This window comes from Streptomyces sp. NBC_01476 (assembly GCF_036227265.1).
Lineage (GTDB): Bacteria > Actinomycetota > Actinomycetes > Streptomycetales > Streptomycetaceae > Actinacidiphila.
Genome location: NZ_CP109446.1, coordinates 3,675,532 through 3,692,685 on the forward strand (window position 1 = coordinate 3,675,532; position 17,154 = coordinate 3,692,685).

Below are 17,154 nucleotides of genomic sequence, written 5' to 3' on the forward strand. Positions count from 1 at the left end.
CTTCCCCTGAACCAGGGCAGGGCGGTCATGCCGAAGGGCCGGATCGAGCACGGGCGGGTGCGCAAGGGCGACGCTGTGAAGCGTCCTAGTTTCGGCGGCAGCACTGTCGGTCCCGTCAAGGAACATCGACGCTCGGCGGCAACGTACCCACGAGGCGCATGTGCGCATGAATGTGCGGCTGTTGGGTTGATCACTCGCGAGCTCGATATGCGTTGACATCGTCAACACATACATGCCACCCTCTTTTGAGCGAGGAAGGTGTACACTCCCTGGGGGCGTGGACACCTTGCACGCGACGAGGCACACGGGGAGGGGCGGTGGGCATGGAGACGGTCGACGGACGGTTCCGGATCACAGGGATCGTGGGACGCGGGAACATGGGCGAGGTGCACCGGGCCGAGGACCTCCAGGCAGCCCCGGACTCCCCGCACCGCGAGGTCGCGGTCAAGACCGTGCTGCGCGGCCGTACCGGTGTCGCGGTCGACGCCTCGGGACCCGGGAAGGAGGTGGACCGCTTCCGTCGCGAAGTGCGCATCATGCGGATGCTCTCCCAGGGACATCCGAACCTCACCCTGCTGATCGACGGCGGGGTGGACCGGACGCCGGGCGGCAGCGGACTGCCTTACCTGGCCATGGAGCTGCTGGACGGCCATCCGCTGGCGGATCTCATCGACGAGGAACCCCAGCTCCCGATCTCCTGGGTCGCCGCGATCGGGGCGCAGATCGCCGCCGGCCTCACTGCCGCGCACACCGCCGGAGTCGTCCACCGCGACTTGAAGCCGGCCAATGTCATGCTGACCCGCGACGGCACGCTCAAGATCCTCGATTTCGGCATGGGTTCGATCGTCGACGACCCCGACCAGACGCGCCTGACCAGTACAGGCGTCAGCGTCGGCACGGCCCGGTACATGGCGCCCGAGCAGTTTCGTGCCGAGCGGGTCTCGGCCCTGGCCGACCTCTACGCGCTCGGCTGCATCCTGTACGAACTGCTGATCGGGCGGCCGCCGTTCTCCGCCAAGACCCCCTATGAGCTGTCCGAGCAGCACCAGCACGAGCAGCCGCCGCGGCTGACCCTCGTACGCCCGGATCTGCCCTCCGAGCTGGTCCGGCTGGTGGACCGCCTTCTGGAGAAGGACGCCGAGCTGCGGCCCGAGAACGCCGCCCTGGTCCGGGAGGTGCTGGTCCCGCTCGCGCTCGCGCCGGACCGCACGGCCTCCCTGCTCGCTCCGCACTGGCAGGTGATGGACCCGGTGGCGCGGCTGCGCGCCCTGCTTCCCGAGCGCGCTCCCGCCGCGTCGACGCCGGTGCCGCGCAGGGAGCCGCGCCTACCGGAGGCCATGGATGTCTTCGGTATCCATGCCGACCTGATCAGCGAATACATGAGCTTCACCAAGAGTGCGACGGTGATCCGGGACGCCCGGATCACCGGCTTCGTCGAGGACGACCTCGCAGCCAAGTCGCAGTGGCCCGACCCGTGGCTGTCGCTGAACCCGTTCTTCGCCGACGGTGGCCAGGTCACCGACCTCGTGCGCGACGGAGTACTGCACCCCAAGTGCGCGGAGATCTTCCAGGCCGGCAAGAAGGCGACCTCTCGCCGGCCGGACGGCCGCCCACTGACCTTCCACCTTCACCAGCGGGAGGCGATCGAAGCCGCGCAGGCGGGCGACTCCTATGTCCTCACTACGGGCACCGGTTCCGGCAAGTCGCTGGCGTACATCGTTCCGATCGTGAACCGGGTACTGAAGGAGCGTCAGGCGGCTGGACCCGGAACCCCGGGCCGGGTGCGTGCCATCGTCGTCTACCCGATGAACGCGCTGGCCAACTCCCAGCTGATGGAGCTGGAAAAGTACCTGCGCCACGGTTTCGGAGGGGGCCGCGAGCCGGTCACCTTCGCCCGCTACACCGGCCAGGAGTCCGATGAACAGCGTCGGGAGCTGCGTAAGAACCCTCCGGACATCTTGCTGACCAACTACGTGATGCTTGAACTGATGCTGACCCGGCCGGACGACCGGTCCAGCCTGATCCGCATGGCCGAGGGGCTGCAGTTCCTTGTCTTCGACGAGCTGCACACCTACCGCGGTCGGCAGGGCGCGGATGTGGCGTTCCTGATCCGACGGGTCAGGGAGGCCTGCCGGGCCTCGGCAACTCTGCAATGCATCGGTACGTCGGCGACCATGTCCACCGAGGAGTCCTGGAAGCAGCAGCGGCGCGAGGTGGCAAAAGTCGCCGGGCGGCTGTTCGGCACGACGGTGCTGCCGGAGCGGGTCATCGGCGAGACCCTGATTCGGGCGACCGAAGAGGCACCTGCGACCATGCCCGCCGAGCGGCTGCGAGTACCGGCGGCGCCCCGCTCGTACGAAGCCCTCACGAAGGACCCGCTGGCCCGCTGGGTGGAGTCCCGGTTCGGTTTGGAGCGCGAAGAGAGCACTGGGCGGTTGCGCCGCTGTTCCCCAAGTACCCTCGAAGCAGCGGCACTTGAGCTCTCCGCGCAGTACGGGGTGGCCGAGGAGCGCGTGCGCGAGGCGATCCGGACGACCCTGGAGGCGGGCGCGCAGGCCAAGCATCCGGTGACGGAACGGCCGCTGTTCGCGTTCCGGCTGCATCAGTTCCTCTCCAAGGGCGACACCGTCTACACGACGCTCGAGGATCCGCTCACCCGGCCGCTGACCCGCACGTACCAGCTGGAGCAGCCGGACAGCGATGGCAAGCCGCTGTTCCCGCTGGCATTCTGCCGCGAGTGCGGCCAGGAGTACCTGACGGTCTGGCGCACCGAGGAGGGCGGCGCCTTCCAGTACGAGCCGCGCAGGAACACCGCCGCTTCCGGCGGCCGCGACGGGGAGGGGTACCTGTACCTGGGCATGCCCGGGGAGGATTACGAGTGGCCGGCTGATGCGCAGAAGGCCGTGGACGACCGACGGCTGCCGGAGTCATGGCTGGAACCGGACGCGCAGGGCGTAACGGTCGTCAAGAAGTCGTACCGGCCCCGAGTGCCCAAGCGCGTCGTCGTGGACGCGTACGGAAACGAGTCCGCCGAGGGACTGGCGGCGGCTTTCGTCCCGGCACCGTTCCTTTTCTGCGTGCACTGCCAGGTCTCCTACGAGCAGACCCGGGGCCGGGACTTCGCCAAACTGGCTGCCCTGGACCAGGAAGGCCGTTCCTCGGCCACTTCGCTGATCTCCGCATCGATCCTGAAGTCCCTGCGGGCGGTGCCTGCAGAGAGCCTCGGCAAGGAGGCGCGCAAGCTGCTCACCTTCGTCGACAACCGGCAGGACGCCTCACTGCAGGCCGGACACTTCAACGACTTCGCGCAGGTGACGCAGTTGCGGGGATCCCTGTACCAGGCCGCGGTGCGGGCGGGTGACGAAGGGCTGCATCACGATGACCTTGCCGAGGCCGTCACCGAGGTGATGGGGCTCTCGCCGCGCGCGTACGCGGCCGGCACGGACCTGGCGCCCTCCATGGAACGGCGTGCCGTCAAGGCGTTCCGAGACATCGTCGGCTTCCGCCTCTACCGCGACCTGGAGCGCGGCTGGCGCATCACGATGCCGAACCTGGAGCAGACGGGGCTGCTGCGCATCGACTACGAGGACCTGCACTGGATCGCTGAGAAGCCCGATCGCTGGCAGTCCGCCCACGAAGTACTGCGCGGCGCCGACCCTGCGCTGCGAGAGGAGATCGCCCGGGCGCTGCTCGACTACATGCGGCGTGCTCTCGCCATCGACGTGCAGTACTTCCGGGACGACTTCGACACCCTGCAGCGGGCGAGCGAGGAGCGCCTCACCGGGCCGTGGGTACTGGGCGAGAGCGACCGGCCGGCCGTCGGCACCGCCTACCCGTACGGCTCACGGCCGGGCATGGAGCGTTCCGCGCAGTTCCTGTCGGCCCGTGGCAAGTTCGGCAAGTACCTGCGGCGGAACATGCCCGAACTGCGCGATCTGCCGCTGGACGACGTTCAGTGCGTCATCGAGGATCTGCTGAAGGTGCTGCGGGACGCGCAACTGGTCAACGAGGTGGAGGTGGCCCCCGAGCGTTCCGGGCCGGCCTTCCGCCGCCGAGCGGCGGAGAAGCGCACCGGTTACCGGGTCTCGGCCGCCGCGCTGATCTGGCGGGCCGGGAGCGGCGAACGGGGCGCTGTCGATCCGCTGGCGCGCACTTACAGCAGCGGTGAAGGCCCGCGCGTCAATCCGTTCTTCCGCGACCTGTACAAGACCGCGGCGGCCGAGCTGGCCGGCCTGTTCGCGAGGGAGCACACCGCGCAGGTCACTCCGGAGGACCGGCTGGAGCGCGAGAAGGAGTTCCGCAGCGCCGATCTGCCCCTGCTGTACTGCTCGCCGACGATGGAGCTCGGCGTGGACATCTCCTCGCTCAACGCCGTACTGATGCGCAATGTGCCGCCGACACCGGCGAACTACGCGCAGCGCTCCGGCCGGGCAGGCCGTTCCGGCCAGCCCGCGCTGGTGGCCACGTACTGCGCGACGGGCAACAGCCACGACCAGTACTACTTCCGCCGCTCCCAGGACATGGTGTCAGGGCAGGTGGCCCCGCCGCGCCTGGACCTCGCCAACGAGGACCTGGTCCGCTCCCACCTGCAGGGCATCTGGCTGGCCGAGACCGGCATGAAGCTGGGCTCCGCGATCCCGGACATCGTGGACGTCGCCTACGACCCGGAGACCGGCGACCGGCCCGACCCCCACATGCAGCTGCCGCTGCTTCCGCACGTCCGCGATCTGTCCCTGGACGAGGATGCCCGCCGCCGCGCTGTCGCCGCCTCCCGCACCATCCTCGCGCCGCTGATCGCGGACTTCGAGGCCACCACCTGGTGGTACGACGAATGGATCGAAGACCGGATCGAGCGGGGCCCGAAGGAGTTCGACGCCTCCTTCGACCGGTGGCGTCAGCTGTTCCGGGCGGCCGTCATCGACCAGTACGAACAGAACAAGCGCGTCGTCGACCACACCCTCTCTCCGGGTGAGCAGGGCCGGGCGCGCTCCCGCCGGCGCGAAGCCGAGACGCAGACGAACCTGCTGCTGAACCGCTCCAGCGACAACAAGTCGATGATGAGCGACTTCAACCCGTACCGCTACTTGGCGTCCGAGGGGTTCCTGCCCGGCTACAGCTTCCCGCGACTTCCACTGGCTGCGTACATCCCGCGCTCCGGCAACCGCCGCAACGCCGACGGCGACTACCTGCAGCGTCCCCGGTTCCTCGCGATCCGCGAGTTCGGCCCCGGCGCACTCATCTATCACGAGGGCGCCCGCTACCAGGTCACCCGGGTCCAGCTGCCGCCGGACGCGTCAGGCGACTTGGCGACGGCAGAGGCCCGGCGCTGTGACGGCTGCGGCTACCACTACGACGTCAAGGTCGGCTCCGACATCTGCGCAATGTGCGGCGAGCCGCTGACGGGCAAGCGCACCGGCCTGTTGCACCTGCACACCGTGTACACCACCCCGCGCGAGCGGATCTCCTCCGACGAGGAGGAACGCCGCCGGGCCGGCTTCCGTTTGGAGACCTCGTATGCGTTCCAGGACCACGGTGCCCGCAAGGGACGCCTCACCTCCCATGTGACCGACGCCGACGGCGGCCTCGTCCTCGACCTGGACTACGGTGACTCGGCGACAATCCGTATCACCAATCTCGGCCGTGTCCGCGACAAGCAGGGGGAGACGGACGGCTACTGGCTCGACCTGAGCGACGGGCGCTGGCTCAACGACCGGGCCGCCGCGGACGCCATCGAGGGCACCGGCATGCCGGTGGTCGACGAGGACGGCAACGAGAAGCACCGCAAAAAGCGGGTCCTGCCCTATGTCGAAGATCGCCGCAACATCCTCGTGGTCACCCTGGACGAGGCACAACCCGAGCCCATCGCCTTGTCGTTCCTGTACGCGCTGGAGCGTGGCATCGAGGCCGCGTTCGAGCTGGAGGACTCCGAACTGACCGCGGAGCTGCTGCCTCCGGACGGCGGCCCGCACCGCCGCATGCTGTTCACGGAGGCCGCTGAAGGCGGCGCCGGTGTCTTGCGCCGGATCCAACATGACAAGGACGCCTTCGCCAAGGCAGCCCGGACAGCCCTGGAGATCTGCCACTTCGACCCGGAGAACGGGGAGGACAAGGGCGGGCCGACGGACAACGAGAAGTGCGCCCGCGGCTGCTATGCCTGCCTGCTGACCTACGCGAACCAGACGCACCACCGCCAGCTGAGCCGCCACGCGGCCCGCCCGCTGCTGGCGCGGCTGGCCGGCGCCCGTACCGAGCGGGAGGACCGCGGCGAGTCCCGCAGTGAACGGTTCCGCAGACTCGCCCCGGCGGTCAGCAACGGGAACAGCGCGTCCAACGGCGACCCAGCCTCCTCGCTGACACCGCTGGAGGCGAATCTGGCGGACCTCACCGCGGAGGGAGACCTGCTCGGCTGGCTCAAGGCGAAGGGCCACCGGTTGCCGGATGAGGTCAAACCCTTCGTCCCAGCGGCGGCGGCGTGCCCCGACCTCGTCTTCCACCTGGACGGTGCCAACCTCGCCGTGTTCGTCGACATCCCCGGCCACGCACCCGACTCCACCCGCGACCTCGAAGCCGGCTATCGCCTGGAGGACGCGGGCTGGGATGTCCTGCGGTTCCCGACGGACGCGGACTGGGACGCCATCGCGGACACCAACGCCGCCTACTTCCACCTCCGTTGATCGCCTCAGCGGCTCCCGACCACAGGAACTGGGACATTTCATGAGCCTCACGTACACCGCCGGCTCGCTCGTGGCCGCCCGCGGCCGCGAATGGGTGGTGCTGCCGGAGAGCGCCCCCGACATGCTGGTGCTGCGCCCCCTGGGCGGGAGCGAGGACGACATCGCAGCCGTCTTCCCCGCGTTCGAGGACGTCCTTCCCGCCGAGTTCGCCGTGCCGAGCGCGGACGACCTGGGCGACCAGCGCGCCGCCGGCCTGCTGCGTACCGCTCTGCGCATCGGGTTCCGGTCGGGTGCGGGCCCGTTCCGCTCGCTGGCGTCGATCGCCGTGGAACCACGCGCCTATCAGCTGGTCCCGCTGCTCATGGCGCTGCGGCAGCGCACTGTGCGGCTGCTGATCTCGGACGACGTCGGTATCGGCAAGACGATCGAGGCGGGTCTGATCGCCAAAGAGCTGCTCGCACAGGGCGAGGCGACCCGACTGGCCGTGTTGTGTTCCCCGGCGCTGGCCGAGCAGTGGCAGACCGAGCTGCGGGAGAAGTTCGGCATCGACGCCGAACTGGTCCTGGCCTCCACGGTGTCGCGCCTGGAGCGCGGTCTGGAGCTGGGCCAGTCCCTGTTCGACAGGCACCCGTTCACGATCATCTCGACGGATTTCATCAAGTCGACCCGCCACCGCGAGGACTTCCTGCGGCGCTGCCCCGATCTGGTGATCGTCGACGAGGCCCACACGTGTGTGGCCGCCGACGACACCGCGCAGGGCAGCACGTCCTCCTCGAACCAGCTCCGCTACGAGCTCCTGCGGAAGGTCTCCGCCGGCGCCGACCGTCATCTACTGCTGCTGACCGCGACCCCGCATTCCGGCAAGGAGTCCGCCTTCCGCAACCTGCTCGGCCTGGTGCGGCCCGAACTGGCGACGTTGGACCTGGAAGCCCCGGCGGGACGGGCGAAGCTGGCCGAGCATTTCGTGGCCCGCAAGCGCGCCGACGTCCGTGAGTACCTCACCAGGGAGGACGGCCTCGCCGACGACTCCCTGGCCGAGCGGACCGCCTTCCCGTCCGACCGCTGGACGAAGGACGAACCGTACAAGCTGACCCCCGATTACCGGGCGCTGCTCGACGACGCCATCGCCTATGCCAGGGACCGCGTCCAAGCGGCTGGCGAGCAGGGCAAGCGGGAGGCCCGTATCGCCTGGTGGTCCGTGATCGCGTTGCTGCGTTCGATGGTCTCCTCGCCGGCAGCCGCTGCGCAGACCCTGAAAACTCGCTCCGAGTCTGCCGCCGCCCGCACTGCGCACGAGGCGGACGTGCTCGGCGCCCCGGTGGCTGCTGACTCCGCGGACAGCGACCGGCTGGAAGGCATGGACGTCGCGCCGGGGGCAGCCGAGACGGAGGAGGCGGGCGCCCGGCTGCTCGAACTCGCCGAGCGGGCCGAAAAGCTCGTCGGTCCGGCCCAGGACGCGAAGCTGAAGGCGCTCACCCGGCACCTGAAGAACCTCATCGCCGACGGCTACAACCCGATCGTCTTCTGCCGCTACATCCCCACCGCCGAGTACCTCGCCGAGCAGCTCGACGGCAAACTCGGCAAGAAGACCAGGATCGCCGCCGTGACAGGCACCGTCTCCCCGCAGCAGCGCCTGGAGCGCATCGAACAGCTCGCCGCCGAGTCCGCCGAGGAGGCCGGCGACCCAGCCGTTCGCCACGTGCTGATCGCCACTGACTGCCTCTCCGAGGGCGTCAACCTCCAGCACCACTTCGACGCCGTAGTCCACTACGACCTGGCCTGGAACCCGACCCGCCACGACCAGCGAGAGGGCCGCGTCGACCGCTACGGCCAAAAGCGCGACCAGGTCCGTGTCATCACCATGTTCGGCGAGGACAACGGCATCGACGGCAAGGTCCTCGAGGTGCTGTTCGAGAAGCACCGCCAGATCAAGAAGGACCTGGGCATCTCCGTCTCCGTCCCCGACGAGACCGCCTCCGGCGTCACCGACGCCGTCGTGGAGTGGCTGCTGCTGCACGGACGGCAAGGCAGCCAGGAGAGTCTGTTCGACATCGGCGGCCGCCAGGAGTCCTTCGACCGCATCGAGCGCGAGTGGAACTCGGCCGCCGAACGCGAGAAGACCTCCCGCTCCAAGTACGCCCAGCGCGCCATCCACCCGGAGGAGGTGGCTCGCGAGGTCACCGCCGTGCGGGCCGCGCTCGGCGGTGCCCAGGAGGTCCGCAGCTTCGTCCTGGAGGCGCTGCGCGACCTGGACGCCCTGGTCCGTGACCCGCGCGACGGGAGCGGCGACTTCACCGCCCAGGCGGGCGGCGCCCCGGCAGGCTTGCGGGACGCGCTCGCCGCAACCCTCGGCGGCCGGCTCGTCGAGGAGGACCGCGAGATCCCGTTCCGCACCACGCCGGCGATCGCCCGCGGCGAGGCCGCCCTCGTCCGCACCGACCCGGCGATCGGAGCCATCGCCTCCTACGTCCTGGATTCGGCACTCGACGCGAACACACCCGGCCCCCGCCCCGCCCGCCGCTGCGGTGTGGTGACCACGGGCGCGGTCACCACGCGCACCACGCTCCTGCTGGTCCGCTACCGCTTCCACCTCACCCTCCCGTCCCGCACCGGAGAACGGCAGGTGGTGGCCGAGGACGCCCGCCTGCTCGCCTACGAGGGCATGCCGTCGCGCGCCCGCTGGCTGGACGACGACGCGGCCACCGCCCTCCTCGCGGCCGGCGCCACCGCCAACACCCATGAGCAGTCGGCCCGCAATCACATCTCCCGCACTCTGGACGGCCTGCCGGACCTGTCCGCGCACCTCACCGAGTACGGCGCCGGCCTGGCCGCGGAACTCGACGCCTCGCACCGCCGGGTCCGCAAGGCCAACGAGGAGATCGTCCGCGGCCTGAAGGTCGTACCGCAGGAACCGGCCGACGTCCTCGGCGTGTATGTCTACCTGCCGGAACAGCCCGTCGCCCCTGCCGCCTCTACCGTGTCCGGAGCCGAAGCCTGATGTCCGCCGCCACCCGCACCGCTCTGGCCTTCACCGCCGTCACCACGGTCGGCGGGCTGCTCCCCTCCGACATGCTGCTGCGCATCGCCGAGGCTCGGAACCTGCCGGGCACCAAGCCCGCCGACTACGGCCTGCCCGCGTCGGTGCCCGTACGGGACGAGGCCGAGCGCGCCTGGGAGTACCTGAAGCCGCTCTGGCGCGAGCTGCGCGCCGCCCTGCCCTCCGACCCCACGACCGGGGCGCCCGCCGCCGACCCCACCGGCAGGGCCGGCACCGACTGGCTCGCCCAGCTCTTCCGCAAGCTGGACTTCGGCGCGCTCACCGAGGTCGGCCCGGACGGCATCCCCGCCGACTCCGACGCGGACAATCGCTTCCCGGTCTCCCACCGCCACGGCCCGGCCCTCGTGCATCTCCTGCACTGGAACCAGGAACTCGACAAGCGCCCAGCCCCCGGTCAGCTCCCCGCGCAATCCATGCTCCAGGACTGCCTCAACCGCACCGAGGCCCACCTGTGGGCGATGCTCACCAACGGCCGCCACCTGCGACTGCTGCGCGACTCCTCGTCCTTCGCCACGGCGGCCTACGTCGACTTCGACCTGGAAGCCATCTTCGACGGTGAGCTGTTCAGCGAGTTCGTACTGCTGTACTCCGTGCTGCACGCGTCCCGGTTCACCGTGCCGGAGGGCGCGGCGCCTTCGGGGTGCTGGCTGGAGAAGTGGCGTGCCGAGGCTGTCACTTCGGGCGCCCGCGCCCTGGACCAGCTGCGCTTGGGCGTGCAGAACGCCCTGACCACGCTCGGCACCGGTTTCCTGCGTCACCCGGACAACTCCCGGCTGCGCGAGGACATTGACCCGAAGGCCCTCCGGGACGCCCTGCTCCGCCTTGTCTACCGGCTGTTGTTCGTCTTCGTCGCGGAGGACCGCGAGGCACTGCTTGACCCAGGGGCCGGCGAGCGGCAGCGGGAGGCATACGAGCGGTACTTCTCCTCTGCGCGGCTGCGTGAGCGAGCCCGCCGACGTCAGGGCACGGCCCACGGTGACCAGTACGAGGCTTTGCGCATCGTTCTCGGCGCCCTAGGAGCCGAGGGTGGTCGCCCCGAACTGGGCCTGCCCGGCCTCGGCGGCCTGTTCTCCCCCACGGACGCCGACACGCCGCTCGACGGCCTGAAGCTGTCCAACGAGGCCCTGCTGACCGCCGTCCGCCACCTCGCCCAGGTGCGCGACCCGGGCGCCCGCCGCTGGCGCTCCGTCGACTACCGCCACCTGGACGCCGAGGAGCTGGGCTCGGTCTACGAGTCCCTGCTGGAGCTGGAGCCCAAGCACTCCGCGACGGACCGTAGCTTCGAACTCATCGAGGTCGCAGGCAACAGTCGCAAGACGACGGGCAGTTATTACACCCCGTCCTCGCTCATCGAGTGCCTGCTGGATACGACGCTCGACCCGGTGATAGACGACGCCGTGTCGCGCGCCGAAAAGCGCGCCGCCGAGGCCGGCCGTCCCGATCCGGCCGACGACATCGTCTCCGAACTGCTCTCCCTGACGGTCTGTGACCCGGCCTGCGGCTCGGGCCACTTCCTCGTTGCCTCAGCCCGCCGCATCGCTAAGCGCGTGGCGTCAGTCCGCGAGCGCAACCCGGAGCCGACGGTTGACGCCGTGCGCCATGCCCTGCACGAAGTCGTCGCCCGATGCATCTACGGCGTGGACCTCAACCCAATGGCGGTGGACCTGGCGAAGGTCTCGCTGTGGCTGGAGGCCCTGGAGCCGGGCAAGGCACTGGGGTTCTTGGACGCGCACGTCAGGCACGGCAACGGTCTGATCGGCGCGACGCCGAAGCTGCTGGCCGAGGGCATCCCGGACGACGCGTTCAAGCCCATTGAGGGCGACGACAGGAAGTACGCGGCCGGGCTCGTCAAGCGCAACAAGGCCCAGCGGAGCGGCCACGACGAACTCACCTTCGACACGGACACTTTGCCTGGCAACGAACGATACGCCGCCGAATTCGCACGTATCACCGCCGCCTCTGCTGACCTCCTGGAGCACGTGCGGGCTCAGGAGTCCGCGTACCTTGCCTACACGGAGTCCACGGCCTACGTCCAGGACATGCACGCCGCCGACTCCTGGTGCGCAGCGTTCGTCTGGCCCAAGCACGACGGTGCCCCCGAGGCCCCGACGGACCAGGTCTTTCGCGCCCTGCGCAGCCGCAACCAGTCCGCTGTCCCGGACACCACCCACGCCGAAATCCTGCGCCTACGCGACCAATACCACTTCTTCCACTGGCATCTGGAGTTCCCAGAGGTCTTCTCGGTCCCGAAATCGGGTGCGGGTGTCGGCGTCCAGCCGGGCACGGGCTGGGCCGACGGGTTCGACGCGGTGGTGGGAAACCCGCCGTGGGAAAGGGTCAAGCTTCAGGAGCAGGAGTTCTTCGCGCAGCGAGCCCCGGAGATCGCCGGGGCCAAGAACGCGGCGGCCCGCAAGGCCCTGATCGCAGCCCTCCACCAGGACCGCGACCGCTCGCACCTCGTCACCGAGTTCGAGGACTCCAAACGTCGGGCTGAAGGGGAGAGCCATTTCTTGCGGGCCGGCAACCGCTTCCCCCTCACTGGCCGCGGCGACATCAACACCTACGCGGTCTTCACCGAGACCGGCCGCACGCTGACAGGCCCCCGGGGACGGACGGGCGTGATCGTCCCGACCGGCATCGCGACAGACGCGACGACGCAGTTCTTTTTCAAGGATCTGGTCACGAAGGGGCAACTGGCCGCACTGTACGACTTCGAGAACGAGGACAAAGTATTTCCCGAAGTACATAACCAACTGCGCTTCTGCCTCTTCATGCTGCGCGGACAGGGCGATATTGACGATCACGCCCAGATCGTCTTCAAGGTTCGTCGGACCGAACAAATTCCCGAGCGTCGTTACCAGTTGACGTCGGCGGAGATTCTCCTTCTCAATCCCAACACCGGTACCTGTCCAGTGTTTAGCAGTCGCCGCGATGCGGAGATCACCCTCAGTATCTACCGCCGTATCCCCGTCCTCGTCGACGAGACAAAGACCACCGACGGCAACCCTTGGGGCATCTCGTTTATGCGCATGTTCGACATGTCGAACGACTCCCAACTCTTCCGCCCCAACGCCCAGCGTGGCGAAACCTTCGACGACCTCCTCAAAGACGGCTGGCACCTCGACGGCAACCTGCTGGTGCGCGGCGAAGAGCGTCTGCTGCCACTCTATGAGGCGAAGATGCTCCACCACTACGACCACCACTTCTCGACCTACGAGGGCGCAACGGAGAAGCAGCTCAATAAGGGCACCCTTCCCCGCTTCACCCTCGACCGACACCAGGCACCCGATGCTGCTCCGCTCCCCCGCTACTGGGTCCCTGAACAGGACGTCGCCACTGAGGAGTTCGACAAGAAAGGCGCAGAGTTCACGGTGTCGGGCGTGCGCAGCCGCTTGTCCGCCAAGGGATGGGACCGGGAATGGCTGATGGGGTGGCGGGACATCACGAACAAGAGCAATGAGCGAACGTTGATCACTGCCGCCGCGCCCGCTCACGGCTTCGGCCACCCCTTTCCTCTCGTACTCCTCGCCACGCCGAATCACGCCCCGCTTCTCGCTGCCGTCTGGTCATCTATGGCCTGCGACTTCGCCGTCCGCCAGAAGATCGGCGGCACCCACCTAACGTACGGATATGTTGAGCAGCTCCCCATCCCCTTCCCCGACCAACTCACGCCTCATAACAACACAATTCTCCCCCGCCTTCTCGAACTCACCTACACCGCAAATGACATGGCCGCCTTTGCCCGCGACCTCGGTGACGCAGGATCCCCTTTCCGCTGGGATGAGCACCGTCGCTCCGTCATCCGTGCCGAGTTGGACGCACTCTTTTTCCACATCTACGGAATCGACCGCACCGACGCCGCATACATCCTTGACACCTTCAACGTCACCCGCGACAACGACATCAAGGCCCATGGCACCTACCGCACCAAGGACCTAATCCTCGCCGAGTACGACCGCATGGCCGCTGCGGGGCTGACGCTGGAGAGCCCGCTCAGCGAAGGCGAGGGCGGGACCTACCGCTCCACCCTCACCCCGCCCCCCGGCCACGGGCCCCGCCACAGCTGACCCCTCCTCCGGGTGGCCGCAACTACCGGCCACCCGGAGATACCCGCGCAGTCGGCTTCGGACATCGGCCCCCGCACTGCGACTTCAGCCACTTGTCGGCTGGTCAGACATCGTGACCGCAGCGATCACCATCGAGATGGAGAACCTCATTGAGCGCTCACGCCGACCCACTCGTCGACGGTGAAACCCCGATGAGCGCGTACGAAGGGCAGGTATGGGACAAGCTCAACGAGCACTGGGAGCACCGCAACAACCCCCGTGGTCTCCCGAACTGGGCGAGCGCCGCGCTCGGTCGCACCGGTGAGGTCGCGGGAAACGCCGTGAGACGGGTTACGGACGCTGTGCCAGAGGCAGTCACGGAACCGATACGTCGCGCAGGCGACGCGGTCGCCGACAAGGCCATGCGACCGGCGCTCGCGGCCGCGATAGCGTTGCTCGAGCTGGTCAACGACTGGGCCATGGAGCTCAACGACCCGAAGAACGTCGAGAAGCTCTCCCGCAAGCGAGGTTTCGATCTCAACAGTTTCACGGAACTACGGCAGCAGGATCTCAAGGTCTGCGACCGGCTGCTGACCCGCAACACCCTTCGGTGGCGGACTGCCGGTGCGATCGAAGGTGGCGCCATGGGCCTGCTGGCTATGGTCCCCGTCGCCGGTATCCCCGTCGCGATGACAGCAGACATCCTCGTCATCCAGGTCCTGAGCACGTCGATCGCAGCGCGCATCGCGTATTCCTACGGCTACGACGCCAAAGACCCCGATGAGCAGATCTTCATCCAACGCCTCGTACGCCGATCCTTCATGGCACAGGCAGCCAAAGCCAAGCCGTTGCATGAGGCCGCACGGGCGGCGGAGGCGGTCAAGGGACGCATAAAGTGGTCGGCAAAGCTCCGCCAGGATCACCGCCTCCTGGCCGCCCTTGAGAAGTTGATGCAGCAGCTGGGCCCGGCCGGCTCCAGGGTGCCAGTCCAAAACGTCGCCAAGGTCGTGCCGTTCGTGGGTGTCCTCATCGGTGCCGGCATGAATTCCGCGATCCTCGGCAGGGTGGCCGCCGACGCCCAGCGGTACTGCCAGACCCGATTCCTGTGCGACAAGTACGGGCTGCGGCTGCCGGTCGCACTGGCGACCGACCAGGACGATGACCTCCAGACCGACACCACATAAGTGGTGGCCGTTGGGTCCACGATGCAGCCTCTGCGGGTCCCCGCTGGCGGGCAAGCACCCGCGCCCCGTCAGGGTCGTGCTTCGCTGTCCCGGTTAGACGTGCCGGCAGAGGGCCTGCCAGCGGATTTCGAGCTCCTTGTGGAGCTCGGCGACGTTGACGTCGGCCTGGGTGTCTGAGGTGACGTCAAGTCCAATTCCGCTCCGCCGAGGAGGCATAGGTCAGCGCCGGCGCGCGGGTGTACCGCACGCCGCTTCGGACCCCGGCGACGGACGGCACACCCTGGGCTCCCCAACCGCGGGCGCAGAGGAAGACGACCCGGGCGGCGGGGCTAGGCGTTCGGTACGTCCTGTGCGGCGGCGAACGCCGTGAACGCGGACCATGCGGCGGGGTCGAACGTGAAGGCGGGACCCTCAGGGTCCTTCGAATCCCGCACGTGGACGGCACCGGGGTACGCGGCGACCTCGACGCAGTTGCCACCCTCGCTGCCGCTGTAGCTGGACTTGAACCACTTCAAGGACTCGGTCATTGCTCTCCTAGCAGCTGGTCCAACAGGCCCTTCGTCTCGACGGTGTTGAGGGCCTGCGTGCGCAGCATGGCATATTTCGCCGCCAGAATGCTGACCTCGTCCGGGTCGTGCACGAGGTGGCTGCCACGCTGCGTTTCAGCGTAGGCGAGGTGTTCGTGTTCCGGGGTTTCGAGGAGTACGTACGGTCCGTCGAGCGCCGCGTGAGCGGTCAGGCCGAGTGGCAGGATCTGGATGGTGGTGCCCGGCACATCCGCGCAGGCGCGTAGGTGGCGAAGCTGGCCTAAGTGAACCTCATCGCCGCCGAGTCGGTCACGGACGGTGGCCTCCGACAGGACAAAGCTGACGACGGGCGGCACCCTGCGCTGCAGTATCTCCTGCCGCTCCAACCGGACGGCGATCTGCAGAGCGATTTCGTCGGGGTCGAGGATCGGCACACGGCTGTCGAAAACCGCGCGCATGTATTCCTCGGTCTGCAGCAGGCCGGGCAACACCTGGTTCTCGAACGACGAGATGGCGATGGCGTCGCGCTCCAGGTCAACAAAGGCCAAGGCCCAGGCCGGGATCACGCTGTCGGCATCGGGTAGGTGCTCAACGCCGACCTCCAGCAAGCCGTTCGCGCCCAGCAGCATGTCGAACTGCCTGGCCAGGTCCGGCGTCAGCGGGCGACGGCCCTGCTCTATGGACTCCAGCTTGGCCAGGCTGACAATGGCCGCCTCCGCCAACTGGGCCTGCGTGTATCCCTTCGCGACGCGGGCCCGGGCTAATTGCGCGCCCAGCGACTCGAAAGGTGTCGGGCTCTTCTTCCTCGGCAGTCGCCGCCTCCGTGGTGCCATGGCTCTGGATTACCCCACTTCAACCCGTGCCGTATCGCTCCTTACCCGTACATCGACGATGTACGAGTAACGGGACTGGTATATCCCGATTACCCTGCGCGACGCTGGGGTTCATGAACAAAGAGCCACAACAGGAAGCTCTCCGGGAGCGGTTCTACCGCCGGGAGCGACGTTCGGTGCCCGCCGCACGGGAGTTCGCGCGCGAGGCGCTGGTCGCGTGGGGGTACACGAGCCGGGCCGACGACGTGCTGCTGTCCGTCAGCGAGCTGACGACCAACGCGCTGCTGCACGGTGTGCCGCCCGGGCGCGGCTTCCTGCTCCAGCTGAGCCGCGACGTGGGCGGCGTGCTGCGCGTCGAGGTCCACGACAGCGGCGACGGCCGACCGCGAATGCCCACCCAGGCGGACGGCGAACAGGCCGCGGACCCGGACGAGATGGAGTCGGGTCGCGGTCTCTTCCTGGTCGATGCGCTCGCGGACAAGTGGGACGTCGGCGAGCGGATGCCCGGCAAGGTCGTCTGGTGCGAATTCGCCCCGCGCTGAGCGCTGAGCGAACCTCGGCCCGGCAGCCCTTGGCCCCCAGCGCCCAGCGCCCACTTTGCGAACAGTCCGGACTCGACTCAGCCTTGGGCTCTCGACGGGCTCGCCGACAGCGCCGAGCTGATCGCCAGTGAACTCGTCACCAACACCGTGAAGGCAACCAGGACCCCGATGGCGAAGACGTCGTACGCGCGGTTTCCGGCCATCACGCAAAGCCGATCTTGTGCCCGTGTCGGCTCCCCCGGATGATGGCGATGGGTAGTCGTCCGGTGACCGGTCGATGCGCCGGGAAG

General features: G+C 68.5%; 8 protein-coding genes. 5 read left to right on the forward strand and 3 right to left on the reverse strand.

Annotation, left to right across the window (positions count from 1 at the left end):
- Positions 1–323: 323 nt before the first annotated feature.
- The 4 genes from OG552_RS16110 (at position 324) to OG552_RS16125 (ending at position 14,962) form a co-directional block, all read left to right on the forward strand.
- A complete protein-coding gene (locus tag OG552_RS16110) occupies positions 324–6,674 on the forward strand; it encodes a protein kinase domain-containing protein (protein WP_329133497.1) in 6,351 nt (2,116 codons plus the stop codon).
- Positions 6,675–6,714: 40 nt separating this feature from the next.
- The gene (locus tag OG552_RS16115) at positions 6,715–9,672 is read left to right on the forward strand and encodes a DEAD/DEAH box helicase (RefSeq protein ID WP_329133499.1); all 2,958 of its coding nucleotides are present in this window, start codon (positions 6,715–6,717) and stop codon (positions 9,670–9,672) included.
- Positions 9,672–13,799, forward strand: a complete 4,128-nt coding sequence (locus tag OG552_RS16120) for an Eco57I restriction-modification methylase domain-containing protein (RefSeq protein WP_329133501.1) — start codon at positions 9,672–9,674, stop codon at positions 13,797–13,799. Before OG552_RS16115 ends, OG552_RS16120 begins: the two co-directional genes overlap by 1 nt.
- 191 nt (positions 13,800–13,990) lie before the next feature.
- Positions 13,991–14,962 carry an EcsC family protein gene (locus OG552_RS16125; protein ID WP_329133503.1) on the forward strand — a complete coding sequence of 324 codons (972 nt, stop codon included), beginning with the start codon at positions 13,991–13,993 and terminating at the stop codon, positions 14,960–14,962.
- 329 nt (positions 14,963–15,291) lie between these two features.
- Here OG552_RS16125 and OG552_RS16130 read toward each other — a convergent pair whose 3' ends face one another.
- Complete coding sequence (locus OG552_RS16130) at positions 15,292–15,489, reverse strand: DUF397 domain-containing protein (protein ID WP_329133504.1); 198 nt, start codon at positions 15,487–15,489, stop codon at positions 15,292–15,294.
- The gene (locus OG552_RS16135; RefSeq protein ID WP_329133505.1) at positions 15,486–16,322 is read right to left on the reverse strand and encodes a helix-turn-helix domain-containing protein; all 837 of its coding nucleotides are present in this window, start codon (positions 16,320–16,322) and stop codon (positions 15,486–15,488) included. The genes OG552_RS16130 and OG552_RS16135 overlap by 4 nt, the downstream gene beginning before the upstream one ends.
- A 113-nt stretch (positions 16,323–16,435) precedes the next feature.
- On the opposite strand from OG552_RS16135, the gene OG552_RS16140 reads away from it, so the two are divergent.
- Positions 16,436–16,864, forward strand: coding sequence for an ATP-binding protein (locus OG552_RS16140; protein WP_329133506.1), 429 nt, complete (start codon positions 16,436–16,438; stop codon positions 16,862–16,864).
- 77 nt (positions 16,865–16,941) lie between these two features.
- Here the strand turns inward: OG552_RS16140 and OG552_RS16145 are convergent, their stop codons facing one another.
- On the reverse strand, positions 16,942–17,067 hold the full coding sequence (locus OG552_RS16145) for a hypothetical protein (protein ID WP_329133508.1): 126 nt from the start codon (positions 17,065–17,067) through the stop codon (positions 16,942–16,944).
- Positions 17,068–17,154 lie beyond the last annotated feature (87 nt).

What these genes read in the sequence shown, in the direction of transcription:
- OG552_RS16110 (WP_329133497.1), top strand. Translation starts at nt 324, where the DNA reads ATGGAGACGGTCGACGGACGGTTCCGGATCACAGGGATCGTGGGACGC.
- OG552_RS16115 (WP_329133499.1), top strand. Translation starts at nt 6,715, where the DNA reads ATGAGCCTCACGTACACCGCCGGCTCGCTCGTGGCCGCCCGCGGCCGC.
- OG552_RS16120 (WP_329133501.1), top strand. Translation starts at nt 9,672, where the DNA reads ATGTCCGCCGCCACCCGCACCGCTCTGGCCTTCACCGCCGTCACCACG.
- OG552_RS16125 (WP_329133503.1), top strand. Translation starts at nt 13,991, where the DNA reads ATGAGCGCGTACGAAGGGCAGGTATGGGACAAGCTCAACGAGCACTGG.
- OG552_RS16130 (WP_329133504.1), bottom strand. Translation starts at nt 15,489, where the DNA reads ATGACCGAGTCCTTGAAGTGGTTCAAGTCCAGCTACAGCGGCAGCGAG.
- OG552_RS16135 (WP_329133505.1), bottom strand. Translation starts at nt 16,322, where the DNA reads ATGGCACCACGGAGGCGGCGACTGCCGAGGAAGAAGAGCCCGACACCT.
- OG552_RS16140 (WP_329133506.1), top strand. Translation starts at nt 16,436, where the DNA reads ATGAACAAAGAGCCACAACAGGAAGCTCTCCGGGAGCGGTTCTACCGC.
- OG552_RS16145 (WP_329133508.1), bottom strand. Translation starts at nt 17,067, where the DNA reads ATGGCCGGAAACCGCGCGTACGACGTCTTCGCCATCGGGGTCCTGGTT.